Below are 19,225 nucleotides of genomic sequence, written 5' to 3'. Positions count from 1 at the left end.
GCGGGAACCAGCGCTGCGGGAAACTGAGCGCCCTCTCCCGCCGTGTCCGTGACAGCCGCCAGTCCTGCCGATCGCTCCAGGCCGCGCACCGCCAGAACGGCAGCAGCCGTGCTCAGCCTGGTGCTGCTGGGCGCCTGCCTGCTCAGCGACGCCCTGGTGGCCAACTCGATGCTCAGTCTGCCCCTGGTGGTGGCCCTGGCGATCAGCGCTCTGACCACCGCCTGGGGCGTGCCTCGATTGCGCCGGCTCAAGCTCGGCCAGGTGATCCGCGAGGAAGGGCCGCAGGGTCATCTCAGCAAGGCCGGCACCCCGACCATGGGGGGCCTGCTGGTGGTGCCGGTGGGGGTCCTGGTGGGAGGCCTGGTGAGCCCTGAGGACCCCAGGCTGCTGGCGATAGCCGCCATCACCCTGGCCTACATGGCGATCGGCGCCGTCGACGACTGGCGCAGCCTCACCAAACTGACCAACACCGGCCTCAGCCCCCGCGGCAAACTGATGCTGCAGGCCGGCGCGGCCCTGCTGTTCCTGCTCTGGGCCGCCCAGGGCCAGTGGCTCGGCGGCGCCGACGGCGGCGACATCGCCCTGCCCTTCGGCTGGATTCTGCCCCTGGGGCTGCTGATCTGGCCCCTGGGCCTGTTCGTGTTCCTGGCGGAGAGCAACGCCACCAACCTCACCGATGGTCTCGATGGGCTGGCGGCGGGCTGCGGCGCGGTGGTGTTCACCGGTATGGGCCTGCAACTGATGCTGCGAGGTCACGAAGGGGATCCGGCCCTGGCGGCCTTCTGCGTGGCGATGGCAGGCTGCTGGCTCGGCTTCCTGGCCCACAATCGCCATCCGGCCCGCCTGTTCATGGGGGACACGGGCTCCCTGGCCATGGGCGCCGCGCTCACGGCCGTGGCCCTGCTGAGCAACAGTCTCTGGCCGCTGCTGCTGATGGGAGGTGTGTTCCTGGCGGAATCTCTGTCGGTGATCCTGCAGGTCTGGGTGTTCAAGGCCACCAAAGGTGCCGATGGCCAGGGCCGCCGCCTGTTTCGCATGGCACCGCTGCATCACCACTTCGAGCTGGGCGGCATCAGCGAACAACGGGTGGTGTTCAGCTTCTGGGGCGCAAGCTTGCTACTTGTGCTGATGGGCCTGGTGCTCCTGCCCTGAGCCCTCCATCCCTGAGCCCACCGTCACCCTCAACCGCACCCGTCATGGCCTATTTCACCTGGAAGGAACAAGGGCTCACCGGCGATTGCGCCAGCCTGGAGGCGATGGCAGCCCGTTTCGAAGAAGCGGCGGCCCTGATGCGCCGCATGGCAACCGAGGGCTTCCGGCTGGAACGCGACAGCACAGGCCAGCGGATCACCCATCCCGATCCGGCCGTGTTCGAGTCCTATGGCTTCATCAGTGAGGAGAAGCCGGAGCGGCAGCTCACGCTCATGTCCGGCCTGGAGAGCTGAAGCGCTGCAGAAGGCCTCAGCCGCGGCGCAGGTAGCCCACCACCCAGACCACCACAAAGGCCAGCGACGACAGGCCGAGGTAGGCCAGCGCCCCCTGCTGCAAGGTGACGATGTCCCAGCCGAACAGCAATCCACCGGCCGCATCGCCGGCGGTGCTGAAGGCCAGGGGGAGATCGGCGCGCATGGGGGAGAGTCCGCCGGAAGCGAAGGCGAGCCCCTCTCTAGCAGCGCCACCCCAGGCTCCTGCGACAGGCTGGACCGGCGGAGGCGAGGATCAAGGTCCACCAACCCAGCTCCCAAGGATCCCCCTCGATGCCCGATCCCAGCAGTGCCCCCTTCCCCCGCACCCTGATGCTGCTGGGCAGCGGTGAGCTGGGCAAGGAAGTGGCGATCGCAGCCCAGCGCCTGGGCTGCCGGGTGATCGCGGTGGATCGCTACCCGAACGCACCGGCCATGCAGGTGGCGGATCAGGCGGAGGTGGTGGCCATGGGCGACGCCGCGGCCTTGACGGCCGTCGTGCGGCGCCACCAACCCGATCTGGTGATTCCGGAGATCGAGGCGCTGGCTGTGGATGCCCTGGCCGCCCTCGAGGCCGAGGGCATCACCGTGATCCCCACGGCGCGGGCCACGGCCGTGACCATGAACCGGGACCGGATCCGCGACCTGGCCGCCGCTGAACTGGGCCTGCGCACAGCCCGTTTCGCCTACGCCGCCAGCGCCGAGGAGCTGGCGGCGGCCGCGGCTCCCCTGGGCTGGCCGGTGGTGGTCAAACCGGTGATGAGTTCCTCCGGCAAGGGGCAGAGCGTGGTGCAGGGTCCCGAGGGCATCGGCGCCGCCTGGGAGGCCGCCCTGGCAGGGGCGCGCGGGGCGGGAACCCGGGTGATCGTGGAGGAGTTCCTGCGGTTTGATCTGGAGATCACCCTGCTCACGGTGAAGCAGTGGCAGGGTCCAACCCTGTTCTGCCCGCCGATCGGCCATCTTCAGGAGCGGGGCGACTACCAGTGCAGCTGGCAGCCGGCGGCACTGGGACGCGAGCAGCTGGCGGCCGCCCAGGCCATGGCCAGGGCCGTGACCGACAACCTGGGTGGTGCTGGCCTGTTTGGCGTGGAATTCTTCCTCTGTGGCGAACCCGGTCGTGAGGAGGTGGTGTTCTCGGAACTCTCACCACGCCCCCATGACACCGGGCTGGTGACCCTGGTGGGCCAGAACCTGAGCGAATTCGCCCTGCATCTGCGGGCGGTTCTGGGCCTGCCAATCCCGGAGATCCGCTCGCTCGGCCCCGCCGCCAGCCGGGTGATCCTGGCGCCGGGCAAGGCCAGCACGGTGCGCTACGACGGCGTCGCCGCAGCTCTGGCCGAGCCGGACACCGAGGTTCTGCTGTTCGGCAAGCCCGAGGCCCACCCGCAGCGACGCATGGGCGTGGCTCTGGCTCGGGGCGCAGATCTGACCGAAGCACGGCGGCGCGCCGATGCCGCAGCAGCCTGCGTGCGGGTGGGCGCCATCTGATCTGGGGACGGATTCCGGGCATGACAACGGACAGGAACCGCTCGGCAAAGCGCCTCAGGCCACTGGCCGGAAGCGAGCATCGCCCGTAAGGTGCGCCGATCAGGACCCACCATGAGCCAGGCCCAACCCACACCCCGTTCCAATCGGGAGGCCGCGGCCAGGGGCGCTGCCGCCATCACAGACCTCACCCGCCGGCGGCGCCAGCAACGCGCCAGCAAAGCGCTGGGTCCACCGGTCGATGGCAACCAGGCACGACCCGGCAAGGCGACAGTGGCCGAAGTCCAGACCGGCGCGGCGTCTGGTCGGCGCCGCCCACCCTTGCTGGCCTTCGGATTGGGTGCCGTTCTCGGCTATGCCCTGGCCGGTCCACTGCCCCACTGGATCACACCGGTGGTGGCAGGGCTGAAACAAGGATCGAGCAGTGTCACCAGCCTGATCAATCCTCTCGCCCAACAACGCCGGATCCTGGTGCTCGGGACCGATGCGGTGAGCGGCAGCACCGATGTGATGCTCACGGTCCAGGTCAAGGACGGCACCACCGAGCTCACCCAGGTGCCCCGCGACACCTACATCGAAACACCCGACTTCGGCGTCCAGAAGGCCAACGCCCTCTACGCCCTTGGCGGCCCTGAGGCGGTCAAGCGGGAACTGACCCAGCTGCTGGACGCGCCCGTGGACCACTACCTCAAGGTGAACCTGCGCGCCGTGCAGCGGCTGGCGGACGCCCTCGACGGCGTGGAGCTGGATGTGCCCAAGCGCATGTACTACGTGGACAACAGCCAGGGCCTCTACATCGACCTCTACCCCGGCGTGCAGGTTCTCAAAGGCGAGAACCTGGAGGGATTCCTCCGCTTCCGTCACGACGAACTCGGCGACATCGGCCGCCTCGAGCGCCAGAAGCTGGTGCTCTCAGCCGTGTTCCGCAAGCTGGTGCAACCCGGCACGGTGACCCGCCTGCCGGAGCTGCTCCGCATCGCCGGAGACGACATCCGCACGGACCTGTCTCCGGTGGATCTCGCCCGGCTGATGGGGTCGATGGCCACCACGAGGCTGAAGACCGAGCAACTGCCCGGCCACCTGTATTGGTACAACGATCTCAGCTACTGGATGCCCGAGACTGGAGCAGGCCAAGGCGGCCAGGATGGGGCTGCTGCGGACGGCACCAGCGAGGGGGTTCGCGCCGCTGCCGAATTCCAGCCTTCAGGAGAGAGCCGCTACTGAGCAGCCGAGCGACCCTGACCAGCCAGAAGACAGCGGAGGGGACGGGTTCAGGGCTCCTGGTTCTTCGGCACGGATTCTGCTGAAGCACCATCGGACGAGCCGCCCACCTCGGACCCCACCGACGCTTCGGACGGGGGCGTGCTTTGTCGTTCTGACTCGTCCGGTACCGGAGGCGGTGCCGGCGGGGGCGGAATCCGCGGAATCGGAGCGTCGCCTTCCCGCAGGGGCGGCGGCGGAATCTCCGATCCGATCGGCAGTTTTTGCGAGGGGTTGGGCTTGGCCTCGGGACCCACCACCACAATGGCGGACTTCTGCACCACCAGCCGGTAGCGGATGGGTTGCTGGCTGTTGATGAACTTCTGCACCGCTGCCACTTGAGCCGGCGTCGGAAGCGTCGGATCGGTCACCCGCACATAGGCGCGGATCAGGGGAGGGTTCTGGGCCCAGTCGATGTTCACACCCACCAGCTGGGCATCGCGGCCGAGGGTGATCGTGCGGTTGCGCAGGCTCTGCGCAATCGCTTGCTCCACCTGGCGCAGACTCGCCCCCTGGCGGGCCTGGCGCAACAGCCCGACCAGACTGCCGGTGAGGGGCACCAGCAGCAAGGCCGTCAGGCCCAGGCTGGTGAGGCCCAGCCGACTGCGCAGCAGCACCAGGCGGAAGCTGGGTTCAACCACAGCGAGGGCCACCAGCGCACCGCTGAGGATGCCCAGCAGGTTGGTCACAAACAGCAGACCGGCGCCGAGGGCGCTTCTGAAATCACCACTGGCCAGCACCAGGCCCATGCTGCAAACGGGCGGCACCAGCGCCACCGCGATCGCCAGGCCAGCAAGAGAGGAGACCGCATCACGGCGCAACTTGGCATAGATGGCCAGGGCACCGGCCACCAGGGCGATGGCCAGATCGAGCAGGTTGGGGTTGGTGCGGCTGAGTACTTCGCTGCCGTAGGTGGCGAAACCAAGCAGGCGCCCGATCCCCACAGACAGGATCACCGTGGTCGTCACCCCCAGCATCAAGGTGATAAAGGCCCGCAGCACCAGGTTGAAGCGGCCGCGCAGGATGCCGTAAGCGATCGCCTGGAGGGGCAGGATCCAGGGCGCCACCACCATGGCGCCGATCACCACGGCGGCGCTGTTGGAAAGCAGACCGAAGGTGGCGATCAGGCTCGCGCCCACCGAGAGCACGAGGAAAACCTGGCTGAGGCGTGCGTCAGCCTCAAACTCCCGGCGCAGTCGCTTCAGGAAGGGGTTGTCTGGGGCATCACCCCGTGACCATGCCGACGGGGCTTTGCGATCATCAAGATCTGGTGGCACGCCAGGCTCAGCGGCGCAGGAATCGATGGTGATCTAAACCATCCAGCAGGCCCCAGGCCTGGGGCTTTGAGGAGAAGTACACACGGCGGTGCCCCCTCAGGGATTCGAGCGAGGGATCATGGTCTTCAGGCACCACGCCCAGGGGCAGGCCCTGCAGCAGTTCCCCGTCGCCCTGCTGGCTGGCCCCCACCAGAATGCTGCTGAGCGGCAGCTTCCAGCGCAGCGCCACGTAGCGGATCGCTTCCGCCTTGGAAGCCGTGAGCGGCAGCACATCCAGGAACCAGTGCTGAAACACATGGGGCCTGGCCTGCAGGGCATGATTGCGCAGGGCCTGCCGCACCAGCGGCAGGATGCCCTGATCAGGCTCCTGCAACACATAGCTCACCTTGTAAGGCCCCTGCTCGCTCTCGTCCTGCAGGCAGAGGCGCGGCTCGAGCTCAGCCATGGCCGCAACCACCTCCTGGCGCTGCCAGCTGCGGCCGATCTGCTGCTGCCAGAGCGGGTCCAGCACCAGGTCGGCGATCTCAAGGCCAGGTGCGGCCCACTCGCCGCCAGGCTCGACATCGCCCAGGCCCGGATCGCACCAGCCCAGCTCAGGACCAGACAGATCGCGGAAACGGATGTCAGTACCGGCCTGGGTGATCGTGACGCGAGGTGCCGGCAGATGCAGCTCGGCAAAGCGCTGGCAGGCCGCCTTGAAGGAACGGCCGCTGAACACACCCACCGACAGGCGAGGGTCAGCCTCCAGCCGACGGCGCAGCTCCACAAGGCTGGCGTCATCGGGCGAAGCCAGCAAGACATCGAGATCGAAGAGCAGCAGGCGCTGGGGCGGAGCCAAGCGTCTGGGGGGAACCACCATGGGACCGGATGTTCCCGGCACACTGGCATCGGAGCTGGCGGCAGCAGCGGAGTGTCGCACCACTTCGGCATGGCGAGCGGCAGCGGCAGCGGCCTCACCCAGGTAGCTGCAGACATGGGCATTCCAGCTGAAATGGCGGCTGACCGCTTCGATGCCGTTCTCCGACCAGCGACGCCAGAGCAGGGGACTCGCCAGGCTTGCCTCCAGCGCCTGCTGCAGGGCATCGAGATCGGAGACGTCCACCAGCAGACCGCTGTCGGTGCGGCTGAGGATGTCGCGGGGGCCGCCATCATCGGTGGCCACGATCGGCAGGCCGCAGGCCGCCGCCTCCAGCAGGGTGAGACCGAAGGGCTCGGTGAGCGCAGGATTGACGAAGACGCCGCCCAGCTGGGCCGCCCAGCGGTAGAAGGCCGGAATCTGGTCGCGTCGGTGTTGCTTCGGATAGGCCACCTGGCCATAGAGATCGAAGCGGTCCACCTGCTCGAACACCTGCTGGAACACCTCGCGCTGCTGTTTCTCCAGCTCACGGGGGTCGTCGCGGCAGCCGAGCACCAGCACCAGATTGTGGTTCTTGCGTAGGTGCTCGGAGCGGCCGAACACCTCCACCAGGGCCGGGATGTTCTTGCGGTGATCGGCACGGCAGATGGCCAGCACCGGAGGCTTGGCCGGATTGCGCAGGAACGGCTGAACCAGTTGATCGATCGCCGTTTCAACCTCACCACTCAAGGGCGGGCGGAACTGGCGGGCGTCCACACCGGGAGGGATGACACGGGCCTGCTCCAGCCGGAAGCGGCCATAGCGGGCGTACTGCTGCTCCCGTTCCTGGCTGGTGCTGGTGACCACCATCGACGCATGGGCCAGGACCAGCTCCTCGGCATCGATGCGCCGGGCCATGGCGTAGGTCTGATCGATCTGGCGAGGATCGAGACCGGAGAGCATCAGCCGGCGGCGCTTCTCACGTCCGAGCGAATGGCCCGTGAACACCAACGGGATGCCAAGCCGGCGCCTCAGCAAGGCCCCCACATACCCGGCATCGGCGTAATGGGCGTGGATCCAGTCCGGCAGGCGTGGCTGAGCCACCAGAACCTCCGTGAGGGCGTCGGCCAGCTCGTCGAGGTGGGGCCAGAGCAGTTCCTTGCGCAGATAGCGCGGCGGACCGAAGGGAAGGCGACGGATGGCGGCATCAGGCCCGATCGGCTCCAACGGCCGGGCGTAATCGGACGAAACGCGGCGGTCGCGGATCAGCCGGGTGACCACCTCGACCCGCTCCACCTCGGGCCGTGCCGCCATTGCCCGGGCCAGTTCCAGCACGTAGGTGGTCTGGCCACCGGTATCGGGATCACGACCCAGCTCCAGGTCATGACCTCGAAACAGACCGTGCAGATGCAGGTGGAGGATGTTGAAACCCATGGCGGCCCCGAAGTGGTGGACAAACGGGTGAGCAGTGGTCGATGACCACGGCGTCAGGGGTGGTCAATGACCACGGCGTCAGCCGTGACAAGAGGGTGGAAGTGATTGAGTACGTAAGGGATCCATAGCCAACTTTTCGGAATCACGCTGCAGGGAAAACCGGCCAAGCGCAGGCGCAGCATGGCTGCGTCGGGCACAGATCCCGCACGAGTACGGCATCAGGCCGCCCGGCCACGCAAGGGCCCCGGCCCAGCCCTGTCAGCGTTCACAGACAAAGAATGGGCTCCGCCGCACCGAGGACACCCAGCCGAGGCTGCCCACCGCAGGTGGAGTGTGGTCTGCGCTGCGACGCTCAGCGCTGCAACGGAAGCACGCTGGTGGTGGCATCCACCAACGGCTTGTCAGCATCCCCCCAGCCGTCGGCTGGAAGCAGGGGCGGAGCACCGGGAGCCGGCCGCACGTTGGGACCGGCGGCATAGGCCCCGTTCACCCAGCCCAGCAACAGACCCCGGAGTGGGCCGCCATCGCCAGTCGCTGGTCCACGCAGGTTGAAATGGTCGCCGCCACCGGCCACCACCAACTGATGCCCGGCCGGGCGCGAGCGACTGAAGGGAGCGATCGCCTCGGGGCCGGCAGGCACAACCCAGTCACGGCTTCCGGTCACCAGCAGGGTCCGGGCCGACATGCCGGCGGAGCTTCCCTGATCAAACAGCAGAAAAAGGGGCGGACTCACCGCCGCCACGGCGATCACCCGTGGATCAGCCACGTTGGAGCGATCGGCGCTGCTGAGGAAGCTGCACTGGAGCACCCAGCTCATGTTGCGGTCGGGATCGTTGCGGTTGCGGCTCGGATCCTTGCTGTCGTTGCAGCTCTGATGCAACCGACTGCTGCTGGGCTTCAGCCCGGCCAGCTGCAGAGCGGTGGTGGCGCCCCAGGAGTGACCGATCACCACAGCGTTCTGAGTATCGGCTCCGGTGAAGCCATCGAGAATGGCCTTCACATCGAGCGGGCGCAGCCGCAGCTCCTCCGGGCTGGGGGGCTTCGCCTCTCCTGAGAGCATGGCCCGCTGCTGGTCGCGGTCGCTGCCCGGGTGGAGAGGCAGCACCACGGTGTAGCCGTGGCTGGCCAGGTGGCGCGCCCAGCCCTCGAAGCTCTCGGGAGCATCCCAGAGGCCGTGGGAGATCACCACCAGCTGGCCATTGCCCCCCTGGGAGGGCTTGAACAGCACCACGTTCAGGGGTTCAGGGCGATAGGACACCGGCAGGGTGAAGCTGCTGCGCACCGGGGTGAAGGCACCAGGCGCGGAGAGGGCTGGATCCTGGGTTGCGGGCGGGAGGTCGCGCACCAGCTCCACGGCGGGGGCCTGCTGCTTCTGCAGCCGACGGGCTGCCGACAGAGCCTTCCCCAGGTCCACAGTCACGGAGTCGCCGGGCAAGGCACGCAGCAGGGACAGCAGGGTGAGCTGCCCGCCGGAGGCCGCCTGCCGCACAGCCTCTGCCAGCTGGTCCCCGCCGATGTCGGCGCCCGCAGGCAGCCCCTCCACCTGGCCCAGGGCGGACACGGCGAGCAGCGCCTGGGTGAGCAGGGGCGTGCCGCTGGCCTGATCCACCACAGCCTCCACCTGCAAGGGCAGGGGGCGATTGAACACCTCCAGCAACTGCCGCCCCACGGCACCATTGGTGGCGCGATCAAGCTCAGCCAGATCGCTGCTGCCGCTCAGAAGTCTGGCCGGTTGCTCCAGCTCGCTGAGTTTGACGCTGAAGCTGGTCTCCATCAAGGGCAACTGCAGCACCACCGTTTCCAGGGAGCGGGCGGGAGCCGCAGCAGTGGCCAGGGCCAGCCCGGCCGCCAGCCAGCCGATGCGACGAAGCCGGACACGGGAAACGCGCATCGGAGGGGAGGAGGTCGGGAGGGAAAGGCCTGCAGGGAATTGTGATCCATCCGACCCCGGCAACAGCAACCGGCGCCACAGGCTGCCGGGGTCAGGCTGCCGGGGTCAGACGCCGGAAATCCTTGACGAACTGGCGACCGAGCTGGGCCACGATGGTGGGATCGTCCTCGATCAGACCCATCTCCCGGTTCAGGGTCGCCGAGTCGGGGGAGAGGCTGATCGAGCCCACATAGGCGAGGCGCCCATCCACCCGGGCGGCGCGGGCATGCATGTAGGGCGCATCGAAGCTCTCGAGCGGCCCGCTGGTGCGCACCCGCACGCCGGCGGCCGCGAGGGCCTGGATCGATGCGGTGTGCTGGCGGTTCTGCTCCTCACTGGCGCCGTTCACCTGTACCGGGGTGATCAGACGCACGATCACCCCGCGGGCCACCGCCGCCACCAGTTCGCTCTCGAGGGCCGCATTGCCCAGCTCCTCGGTGTACACATCCAGCCGCCGCTCGGCCTGCTGGTAGAGATCCGCCATGCCGGAGGCGGCGTTGCGCGGTGCGATCAGCAGCTCCGGCGGCTCCACTGGGGGAGTGGGATTGAAGGCGGGCGGTTCCTGTCCCACCGGGGCCGAATAGGCCCAGTCGTTGGCGAAGAGGCGGCGGATCGTGCGCAGCACGGTGGGATCGGTGCTGCTGAGGGCGAAATCGCGGTACTGGGCGAAGGTGGTGGAGTCGAGGCAGGCGGAGCCGTACACCAGCAGCTTCGAATCGATCAGGATCGTCTTGGGAAAAGAGCGCGGAAAGATCGGATTGCTGAGGTGCAGCTCCCCGCCGGCGGCCACGAACTCCGCCGCCAGGTTCTGCCGTTCCGGCTCCAGCGCCTCGTATTTGCCCCGGTCCACGATCGCCCGCACCCGCACGCCGCGGTCCAGGGCATCCCGCAGGCCGGCCAGGATCTTCGGATCCTCCAGCACGCAGATCTCGATGCGGATCTGCCGCTCAGCCAGGGCGAAGGCCTTGCGGTAGATGCGCCGGCCATCCTCGGGCAGCACCTGCAGACGATCGAAGGGTTCCCCGGTGAGGGGATCACGGGAGGAATCGGCGGCATCGCCGCGGCTGCCCCGGGCGTCGCGCTCCGGCTCCGCGGACCAGGACAGCATGGCCCCCTCGGGCGCCGGCGGCTCCGGCGGTGTCCCGAACGGGAAGAGGGCGGAGTAGGAAGAAGCGGAGCGGGCCCAGTCCGGCAAGGCGGGCCGGGGATCCGGCTCCAGGAAGGGCGCAGGGGAGAGGGACTCAAGCATGGACGAGGCCGGAGACACTCCTGCCACTGGGATCTCAGGCTAAGGAGCGCGGACCGGGCCGGCCAGGGCAGGCCGGGCCCCAGCGGGAAGTCTGCGCAGGCTGAGCAGGGCATCGCTGAGCATCAGCAGGCGGCTGCAGAGCAGCAGCTCGCCTTCGCCTGAGGGGGGCTGATCCTCCAGCTGGCGCTGCAGCCGCTGCCGCAGAGCCTGCAGATCCCGGCGGCTGCGGCGCCCATCGGAGCCGCAGGCAGAGGCGCGCAAGTGGGCCGCCCCACAGCTGATCAGGGGAGCCCAGGGGAAGGTGGCCGCGGCGGAGCCGGGCCCGGCCGCGGCAAGGATGGGGTGGAGATCGCGGGCACAGCTGAGCACCGTGCCGGCCTGGAGCAGCAGATCCTGCGCCAGGTTGAGGGGATCCTCGCCGCTGAGATGGAGCACCCCCTGCTCGGCCGCCAGCTGCGGCAGGCGCCGGCGCAGGCCATCGCGCCGCTCCCGCATCCGCAGATAGGGCTCCTCCGAGTGCTGGGTCAGGGCCACACGCTCGAGGGCATCGGCCAGGTCGAGCAGCCACTGGCGGCAGTCGGCCTGCCAGAGCAGCAGGCTGCGCTGGCTGTAGATGTGCCGCGACACGAGAATGCCGATCCCCACCCCCAGCAGGGTGGTGACCGTGCGGAACAGGGCATAGGGCCACCGCTCGAGGCCGTGGTGGAGCAGGCTCCCCGCCACCACCTGCCCGCCCACGATGTAGCCGCTGCGCAGGCCCGCCGCGAAGCTGAACAGACGCACCAGGGTGAGCCCCCCGAAGATCGCCAGGGGCAGCGGTGCGCCGCCGAGGGCGCCGGCCGCGATCACCACCGCCACCAGGCCGCAGAGGGTGCCGAGCAGGCGCTCCCGGCCGGCCAGCACGCCCTGGCCGAGGTCGGACTCGAGCACCGTGAGGGCCCCCAGCGCCAGGAACAGCCCCTCGGGCAGGCGCAGGAAGGCGGCGGCGGCCATCAGCAGCGCCAGCACGCTGCCGTTGCGGAGGATCAGCGCCAGGGGCGCGGGCGAGGACGACGAGGGGGAGGAGGCCATGCTCAGGCCAGCTCCGGGAAGGTGCCGTAGCGCCCCAGGGCCTCCCGGCAGGCCCGTTCATCCAGGGTCTTGAGCACCGTGGGGCCGCGCAGCATGGCCACGGCGTGGCGCAGGGCGATCTCGAGGCAGTCGTGGCGATCGCGGTAGGAGGGGGACTGCAGCAGAGCCGCCTCGCTGCCCCGCAGAACCTCCGAGCGGACCGCCCGGTGCTCCGCATAGCTGGCGATCAGGGACTCGGCCGAGCAAACCTGGCGGCCGGCCAGCAGATCGTGCAGCCGCTGCACCAGAGCCCGTTCGCTGGTGATCAGGCGCTGCAGCGGCGCATCCGGCCAGAACAGACGCTCCACGGCCATACCGATCCCGAGGCCCAGGGCATGCCAGAGGGTGCGATCGAAGACATAGCGGAACCCCATGGCCCCGTAGGCGGGCACACCGAGCAGGAGCACCACCATCACCCCCGCGTTCACAAGGGTGGCGCTGCTGAAGCCGCAGCGCCGACCGATCCGATGAATCAGCACGTAGGCCACCCCCATGGCGAGCCAGTCGCGGAAGGCGAGCATCACCAGGAACACCACCACCCCGCCGAAGGCCGTGCCCAGCAGCCGTGCCTGGGCCGCCTGCAGGGAGGCATCCCGGCTGGGCAGCAGGCTGCGCACGGCTCCGTACACCAGATAGAAGCCCTGTTCGGCCGCTACCGCAGGCCCGGACCAGAGGTAGAGGGCAGTGGCGAGAAAACCGGCGAACCCCACCAGAAGGGCGTTTCTGGTCTGCTGCGGGGAGAGGGAGCGCAACGGCATCTTGCTGTGGTCAGGAGTGGATCATCCCGACCACACTGCGAAACAGAAACTCAGCGGCTTCGTGACACTTCCCCCACGCGCTCTGAAGTTCCTCGGAGGCCTTCGCCGAAGCCGGAACACCCCAGCAGAGCCGCCGATCAGCCATGACTCCCTGCAGGAAGACAGGGTGGAATCCTCCTTTCCAAGCCTGTCGTTCTTTGTATTGCTGATCACGTCCACGATCATTGCAACACTGGGGCTTCTGGTCGACAGCCCGGCTGTGGTGATCGGGGCCATGATCGTGGCTCCGTTGATGAATCCGATCCTGAGTTGTGCCTTCGGGATCAGCACCTCCGACGGGATCCTCATTCAACGCTCCCTGGTCACGATTCTGCTGGGCAGTGCCACGGTGATGCTTCTGGCCTGGGCTCTGGATGAAGCGGTGCCGACCACGATCCTCAGCCAGGAAATCATCGCCCGCACCACACCCAACATCGTGGATCTCGGCATCGCACTGGCGGCCGGTGCCGCCGGCGCCTTCTCCCTGACCAGGCCCAAGATCGCCAATTCCATCGCAGGCGTCGCGATCGCCGTGGCCCTGGTCCCGCCGCTGTGTGTCGCAGGAATCGGCCTCGGCCTGCACGACGACATCGGCGTCTCGGTGGAAACCGCCGTACCCATCGGGATCGGCAATCAGGTCACAACGGGAGCCCTGCTGCTCTTCTGCGCCAACCTGATCGGCATCACCGTGGCCGCATCCCTCGTCTTCCTGTGGCAGCGGTACGGCCACTGGCGACGGGCGGGGGTGAGCCTGGTGTCTCTGGGGCTCCTGCTGGCCGTGGTGAGCGGGCCCTTGAGTGGAGCGATGGGGGAATTCATCCTGGAGAAAAGGATCGACAGCCAGATCGCGAAACTGTGGGAGCGGTATCCCCACTACCGCGAAGTGATTCAGCTCAAGAATCTGAGCGTCCAGACAAATTCCAAAGGGGTGAAGGTCGACTTCCAGCTCTATGCCCCATCCAGCCTGCTCGATGATCAGATCCTGGATCAGCTGCACGGGGAATTGAGTCAGGTGCTGGAGAAGAGTGGCCTCGGCACAGTCACCACCACGATCCGGCATGTCCCCACGGAAGTGAGGAGCTACCGCAGCACGCTCGCCCCCTGAACTCCCCAGTTACCGCACACCGCACCGGAAGGCGTCAACCCACGACCCAGGCACGGAACAGCACGGGAGATTCACTGTTGGGGGGCGTGGGCCCCTGGGGGAAGGGCGGCACGGAATGAAAGTCCAGGCCCGTGGGCGGAGTGAGGAAGCCGGCGTGGAACACGTTCGAGTAGGTGCCATCCGCCAGGGCGAACTGGATGCCGCTCTGGGTCAGCTGGGGATCGCTCTTCCGCCCCTCCGGCAAGCGCCGGGGCTCGTAGCGCACGAGGTTGTCGCCGGTGTAGGGGGCATTACCGGGGATGGAGGTGCCAGCGGGCACCAGCCCGGTGATCCGGTCCCCGTTGCGCTGGCCACGGATGCGCAGAATTTCGTGGAAGCCATCCCCGTCGGGGTCCCGATCGGTGAGGAAGCGGCCCTGGGCCCGGATGCGTTCGCCATTGCCACTGCCTGTACTGGTGCCGGTGCCGCGGTAACGCCACCGCCAGCGGAGGGGTTCGTCGGCCTGTCGATAGGACATGGGGAACTGGCTCCGGAAGCGGGCATCCGCGTGCCTGGATCCCTGGATGGTGGCACCGGAGCGTCCGAACGCCATGGGACTGTTCACAGCTCCCTCCACCCGGTGGGAGGCCTGCTCCATAGGGTGAGGATGAGGGTACTTCCGCAGACCATGGAGCCAACGCCGCAGGGCGAGCGCATGCGGTTCCACCGCATGGACGAGATGAGCCCGGACGATTTCCGGCTGCTGCGCACGGTGCATGAGCAGAACCTGCTGCAGCTCCCGGATCTGCTGCTCGATCTGCTGGAGAGGCTGGGCGGGGACGAGGCCTATCCCGTGGATCGCCGCACCCATTCCCTGCAGGCGGCGACCCGGGCCCTGCGGGACGGCCGCGACGAGGAAACCGTGGTGGTGGCCCTGCTGCACGACGTGGGGGAGGCACTCGGCCCCCTCAATCACGGTGAGGTGATCGCCGCCATCCTCAAGCCGTTCATCCGGGAGGAGAACCACTGGATGCTCGCCCACCATCCGGTGTTCCAGACCTACTTCTACGGCAGCAAGGTGGGCATCGACCCGAACGGCCGGGAGGCCTACCGGGAGAGCCCGCACTTCGCCTACACCGCTGAATTCTGCGCCCTGTACGACGAGGTCTCATTCGATCCGGACTATCCCCAAGAACCAATCGAGACCTTCATTCCGATGGTCCGCCGCGTTCTGCGCAGACCGTGGGATCCCCCGGCGCCGGAGCCAGAGACAAGAGGAGGAGAGTTGAACTAGAATTGCTAAAACACTCTATCGCGCATGGAGATCAACTGGGCATGCGCTCAGCTGAGCACTCCCTGGCATCACCCGGACAAGACGCTGCTCGATATCGCGATCGAATCCGATATCGAAATGGTTTCGGCATGCGGAGGAAAAACCATCTGCAGCTCCTGCAAGGTTGAGGTTCTCGAAGGGCTGGATTATCTGGAGCCAAGAACCCCTGAGGAAGCACGCATTGCCGAGCGCCTCCACTGGCCGGATAACATACGGCTGGGCTGTGCGACGAGATTTCGCGACAGAGGAAAGGTGAAGATCAAGCGACTGATCAAACCTCCCGGGGAGAGGAAAGCGGAAAAACGAAAAGCCAAACAGGGGGGGGTTAGGCGTTGTTCGATCCCTGGCGATCCTGTTCGTGGATCTCAAAGGATTCACCCCCCTTTCAGAAAGCATTCCCGCGTTCGACTTGGTGTATATCCTGAATCGCTATTTCACGGCACTGAAGGAGGAGATTGTCTAAAACCATGGAACGATCAACCTCTGGGTTGGCGACGAACTGAGCTGTGTATTCGGCATCCAGGAAACCGATTCAGGATCCTATTGCGAAGATGCTGTGAAAACCGCCTTTGCAATCCGCAAAAGAATCCTCGTGCTCTCCGAAGCACTCCGAAAGGAATTCAATCGCTCTGTTGACGTTGGCATCGGCATCCATTACGGACCCACCGTCGTGGAGAACACTGGCCCGGTAGACGACCTGCGCTTCGGGCTTGTGGGTGATTGCGTGAATATCGCCAGCCGAATTGAGCGCAAGACCAGGAATTTCAATTGCGACATCCTGATCAGCCAGGCCGTCTGGGACAACCTCACGGAATCCCGCGATCTAATCCAGGAAAAACATGAGGTGCCCCTCAAGGGCGTCAGCCAGACGATGACGGTCTATCCCGCTCGTATCCCTGTCTGACAGGCAGGAATCACCGGCACATCCAACCGCCAGGCAGCCAACGATCAGGCAGCCACCTCCACAGGGGGATGCTGCTCCAGCACCTGCTTGAGGTACCGGCCGGTGTGACTGGTGGGATGTTCCGCCACCTCCTCCGGGGTGCCGCAGACCACGATCTCACCGCCCTTGTCGCCCCCTTCAGGCCCGAGGTCGATGATCCAGTCGGCACAGCGGATCACATCGAGGTTGTGCTCGATCACCAGGATTGAATTGCCCTTGTCCACCAGCCGCTGCATCACGTCCATCAGCTTGTGCACGTCGTAGAAGCTCAGGCCAGTGGTGGGTTCATCGATCAGATAGAGCGTTTTCCCGGTGGCACGTTTGGAGAGCTCGGTGGCGAGCTTCACCCGCTGCGCTTCCCCACCAGAGAGGGTGGGCGCCGGCTGGCCGAGCTTGATGTAGCCCAGACCCACATCCACCAGGGTGCGCAATCGATCCGCCGCCTGGGGGATAGCGGAGAACACATCGGCAGCCTGCTCCACCGTCATCTGCAGCACATCGGCGATGGTGAAGCCCTTGTAGGTCACCTGCAGGGTCTCGCGGTTGTAGCGCGCCCCCTTGCAGACGTCGCACTGCACATACACATCCGGCAGGAAGTTCATCTCGATCACATTGACGCCCTGCCCACTGCAGGCCTCGCAGCGCCCACCTTTGACGTTGAAGCTGAACTGACCCACCTGGTAGCCCCGCGCCTTGGCCTCCACCGTGGCCGCGAACACCTGGCGGATCGGATCAAACGCGCCGGTATAGGTGGCTGGATTGGACCGGGGCGTGCGACCGATCGGGCTCTGGTCGATCACGATCACCTTGTCGATCGACTTCATCCCCTTCAGCGACTCCAGCCCCGAGGGGAAAGGCACCTTCAGGCCGAGCTTGTGCTCCAAGGCCGGATGGAGCAGCTCATTGACCAGGGTGCTCTTGCCGCTGCCGCTCACACCGGTCACGCACACCAGCCGCCCCAGTGGGATCTCAACGCTGATGTCGTCCAGGTTGTTGCGGCGGCAGTTCACCAGGGTGAGCTGGCGGGTGCAGGCCTGGCGGCGCTCCGCGGGGGTGGGAATCGAGCGCCTGCCGCTGAGGTAGGCGCCGGTGAGTGAATCCTCCGCCGCCAGCAGCTGCTCAAGACCTCCCTCGGACACGATGCGGCCGCCGTGCACCCCGGCGCCGGGACCGATGTCCACCACATAGTCGGCGGCGCGGATCGTGTCCTCGTCGTGTTCCACCACGATCAGGGTGTTGCCCAGATCCCGCAGCTTCAGCAGGGTGGCCAGCAGGCGATCGTTGTCCCGCTGGTGCAGGCCGATGCTCGGCTCATCCAGCACGTAGAGCACGCCGGTGAGGCCGGCACCGATCTGGGTGGCGAGGCGGATGCGCTGGGCCTCCCCGCCCGAAAGGGTCATGGCCGGGCGGTCGAGGCTGAGGTAGTCGAGCCCCACATCGAGCAGGAACTTGAGGCGCATGCGAATCTCCCGCAGCACCAGGTCGCCGATCTGGATCTGGCGGGGGCTGAGCAGCGGCGGCGCCCCGGCACTGGCCCCCACCCCCATCAGCGCCTCGATCCGGGCCAGGCTCTCGCCCACGCTGGTGCTGGTGAGCTCGTGGATCCGGTACGGACCCACCCGCACCGCCAGGGCCTCGGGCCGCAGCCGCAGCCCCTGGCAGGTGGAGCAGGGCACCAGTTCGAGGTACTTCTCCAGTTTCTGCCGCACCGCCTCACCGCTGGCATCGCGCAGCTGCCGCTCCAGGATCGGCAGGATGCCCTCGAAGGGACGCTCGTAGGTCTGGCTCTTGCGGTAGCGGCTGTCGGCCTGGATCGGGATCGGCTCGCTGCTGCCATGCAGCAGCACCTGGCGCTGCTCCTGGCTGAGTTCGCTCCAGGGCAGCTTGATCTCGAAACCGAAGGCCTCCCCCACCGAGTAGAGCAGGGAGAAGTAGTAGGAGCTGTCTTTGTCGCTCCAGGGTGCGATCGCCGCATAGACCGGCAGCGACGGATCCGGCACCACCCGATCCTCGGTGAACTGGCGCAGGTGGCCGAGGCCATGGCAATCCGGACAGGCGCCATAGGGGCTGTTGAAGGAGAACAGCCGCGGCGAGAGCTCCTCCATCACGGCGCCATGCACCGGGCAGGCGAAGTTCTCCGAATAGAGGCGCTCCCGCTCCAGCCCCTCCGGCAGCTCCTCGCCGGTCTTGGGCACCACCTCCACCAGGGACAGACCGTCGCCGCGCTTCAGGGCCGTGCGCAGCGAATCGGTGAGCCGCTCCTGGATGCCATCGCGGGCCACGAGCCGGTCGACCACCACCTCGATGTGGTGGGCGTGGTTCTTGTCGAGCTCGATGTTGTCGGCCAGTTCGCGCACCTCGCCGTTGATCCGCACCCGCGCGAAGCCCTCCGCCACCAGGCCCCCCAGCAGCTTCACGTGGGTGCCCTTCTTGCCCCGCACCACCGGCGCCAGCAGCTGGTAGCGGGTGCCCTCGGGAAGGGTGAGGATCTGGTCGACCATCTCGTCGATGGTCTGGGGCCGGATCGAGCGGTCGCACTGGGGGCAGTGGGGCTCACCAGCCCGACCGAACAACAGGCGCAGATAGTCCTGAATCTCGGTCACCGTGCCCACGGTGGAGCGGGGATTGTGGCTGGTGGATTTCTGATCGATCGAGATCGCCGGCGAGAGCCCCTCGATCGCATCCACATCCGGCTTGTCCACCTGGCCGAGGAACTGGCGCGCGTAGGCCGAGAGGCTCTCGACGTAGCGGCGCTGCCCTTCGGCGAAGATCGTGTCGAAGGCCAGCGAGCTCTTGCCGCTGCCGCTCACGCCGGTGAACACCACCAGGCGATTGCGCGGAATCGTGAGATCGACGTTCTTGAGGTTGTGCTGCCTGGCGCCCCGCACCCGGATCACATCCTCAAGGCTGCCGCCGTTAAGGGTGAGGGCAGCCTCGCTGGCACTGGTGGCGCCGTTCGGGGCCGCTGCTGTTGCCGCGGGGCTGGCAGAGGCTGTGGCGCGGGGCATGCGGCGGCCTGGTGAAC

General features: G+C 67.3%; 17 protein-coding genes. 8 read left to right on the top strand and 9 right to left on the bottom strand.

The window, feature by feature from the left end; translation table 11 throughout:
- Window positions 1–48 precede the first annotated feature (48 nt).
- Together mraY and H8F24_RS05500 are read left to right on the top strand one after the other, a co-directional pair.
- Complete coding sequence (gene mraY / locus H8F24_RS05505) at window positions 49–1,152, top strand: phospho-N-acetylmuramoyl-pentapeptide-transferase (RefSeq protein WP_197157801.1); 1,104 nt, start codon at window positions 49–51, stop codon at window positions 1,150–1,152.
- A gap of 44 nt (window positions 1,153–1,196) precedes the next feature.
- The gene (locus H8F24_RS05500; protein WP_197157802.1) at window positions 1,197–1,445 is read left to right on the top strand and encodes a hypothetical protein; all 249 of its coding nucleotides are present in this window, start codon (window positions 1,197–1,199) and stop codon (window positions 1,443–1,445) included.
- Between the two features lie 16 nt (window positions 1,446–1,461).
- On the opposite strand, the gene H8F24_RS05495 is transcribed toward H8F24_RS05500, so the two are convergent.
- On the bottom strand, window positions 1,462–1,629 hold the full coding sequence (locus tag H8F24_RS05495) for a cytochrome B6 (RefSeq protein WP_197171310.1): 168 nt from the start codon (window positions 1,627–1,629) through the stop codon (window positions 1,462–1,464).
- 128 nt (window positions 1,630–1,757) lie between these two features.
- Between H8F24_RS05495 and purT the strand changes: the two genes are divergently transcribed.
- Both purT and H8F24_RS05485 read left to right on the top strand, forming a co-directional pair.
- Window positions 1,758–2,951 (top strand): formate-dependent phosphoribosylglycinamide formyltransferase, encoded by a 1,194-nt coding sequence (purT, locus tag H8F24_RS05490; RefSeq protein ID WP_197157806.1) that lies wholly within the window; start codon window positions 1,758–1,760, stop codon window positions 2,949–2,951.
- A gap of 111 nt (window positions 2,952–3,062) precedes the next feature.
- Window positions 3,063–4,172 (top strand): LCP family protein, encoded by a 1,110-nt coding sequence (locus H8F24_RS05485; RefSeq protein ID WP_197171308.1) that lies wholly within the window; start codon window positions 3,063–3,065, stop codon window positions 4,170–4,172.
- Window positions 4,173–4,219: 47 nt separating this feature from the next.
- Here H8F24_RS05485 and H8F24_RS05480 read toward each other — a convergent pair whose 3' ends face one another.
- The 6 genes from H8F24_RS05480 to H8F24_RS05455 all read right to left on the bottom strand — a co-directional run bounded on the left by H8F24_RS05480 (window position 4,220) and on the right by H8F24_RS05455 (window position 12,801).
- Window positions 4,220–5,485: a DUF389 domain-containing protein gene (locus tag H8F24_RS05480; protein ID WP_231598122.1), complete on the bottom strand. Its 1,266-nt coding sequence runs from the start codon at window positions 5,483–5,485 to the stop codon at window positions 4,220–4,222.
- 7 nt (window positions 5,486–5,492) lie between these two features.
- Window positions 5,493–7,754 (bottom strand): HAD family hydrolase, encoded by a 2,262-nt coding sequence (locus tag H8F24_RS05475; protein WP_197171306.1) that lies wholly within the window; start codon window positions 7,752–7,754, stop codon window positions 5,493–5,495.
- 352 nt (window positions 7,755–8,106) lie between these two features.
- Window positions 8,107–9,645: an alpha/beta fold hydrolase gene (locus tag H8F24_RS05470; RefSeq protein ID WP_197171304.1), complete on the bottom strand. Its 1,539-nt coding sequence runs from the start codon at window positions 9,643–9,645 to the stop codon at window positions 8,107–8,109.
- Window positions 9,646–9,736: 91 nt separating this feature from the next.
- Window positions 9,737–10,933 (bottom strand): phosphatidylserine/phosphatidylglycerophosphate/cardiolipin synthase family protein, encoded by a 1,197-nt coding sequence (locus tag H8F24_RS05465; RefSeq protein WP_197171302.1) that lies wholly within the window; start codon window positions 10,931–10,933, stop codon window positions 9,737–9,739.
- Window positions 10,934–10,972: 39 nt separating this feature from the next.
- Window positions 10,973–12,004, bottom strand: coding sequence for an FUSC family protein (locus tag H8F24_RS05460; protein ID WP_197171300.1), 1,032 nt, complete (start codon window positions 12,002–12,004; stop codon window positions 10,973–10,975).
- A gap of 2 nt (window positions 12,005–12,006) precedes the next feature.
- The gene (locus H8F24_RS05455) at window positions 12,007–12,801 is read right to left on the bottom strand and encodes an FUSC family protein (RefSeq protein WP_197157818.1); all 795 of its coding nucleotides are present in this window, start codon (window positions 12,799–12,801) and stop codon (window positions 12,007–12,009) included.
- 202 nt (window positions 12,802–13,003) lie between these two features.
- Here H8F24_RS05455 and H8F24_RS05450 point away from each other — a divergent pair, with 202 nt between their 5' ends.
- Window positions 13,004–13,945, top strand: coding sequence for a DUF389 domain-containing protein (locus H8F24_RS05450; protein ID WP_197171298.1), 942 nt, complete (start codon window positions 13,004–13,006; stop codon window positions 13,943–13,945).
- 34 nt (window positions 13,946–13,979) lie between these two features.
- Here H8F24_RS05450 and H8F24_RS05445 read toward each other — a convergent pair whose 3' ends face one another.
- Entirely contained in the window at window positions 13,980–14,537 is a 558-nt protein-coding gene (locus H8F24_RS05445) for a hypothetical protein (RefSeq protein WP_197157822.1), read from the bottom strand.
- A 75-nt stretch (window positions 14,538–14,612) separates the two neighbouring features.
- Here H8F24_RS05445 and H8F24_RS05440 point away from each other — a divergent pair, with 75 nt between their 5' ends.
- Genes H8F24_RS05440 through H8F24_RS05430 form a run of 3 tightly spaced genes read left to right on the top strand, consistent with a single transcriptional unit; the run spans window position 14,613 to window position 16,161 of the window.
- A complete protein-coding gene (locus tag H8F24_RS05440; RefSeq protein ID WP_197171297.1) occupies window positions 14,613–15,218 on the top strand; it encodes an HD domain-containing protein in 606 nt (201 codons plus the stop codon).
- Window positions 15,219–15,242: 24 nt separating this feature from the next.
- Window positions 15,243–15,893, top strand: coding sequence for a 2Fe-2S iron-sulfur cluster-binding protein (locus H8F24_RS20120; protein ID WP_197157826.1), 651 nt, complete (start codon window positions 15,243–15,245; stop codon window positions 15,891–15,893).
- Window positions 15,775–16,161, top strand: a complete 387-nt coding sequence (locus H8F24_RS05430; protein WP_231598231.1) for an adenylate/guanylate cyclase domain-containing protein — start codon at window positions 15,775–15,777, stop codon at window positions 16,159–16,161. Before H8F24_RS20120 ends, H8F24_RS05430 begins: the two co-directional genes overlap by 119 nt.
- A gap of 44 nt (window positions 16,162–16,205) precedes the next feature.
- Here the strand turns inward: H8F24_RS05430 and uvrA are convergent, their stop codons facing one another.
- Window positions 16,206–19,208: an excinuclease ABC subunit UvrA gene (gene uvrA, locus H8F24_RS05425; RefSeq protein ID WP_197157828.1), complete on the bottom strand. Its 3,003-nt coding sequence runs from the start codon at window positions 19,206–19,208 to the stop codon at window positions 16,206–16,208.
- Between the last annotated feature and the right edge of the window lie 17 nt (window positions 19,209–19,225).

It is taken from the genome of Synechococcus sp. CBW1002, assembly GCF_015840915.1.
Lineage (GTDB): Bacteria > Cyanobacteriota > Cyanobacteriia > PCC-6307 > Cyanobiaceae > CBW1002.
Note: the sequence above shows the minus strand (reverse complement) of the source record. Positions and strands in the feature narration are given on the sequence as shown.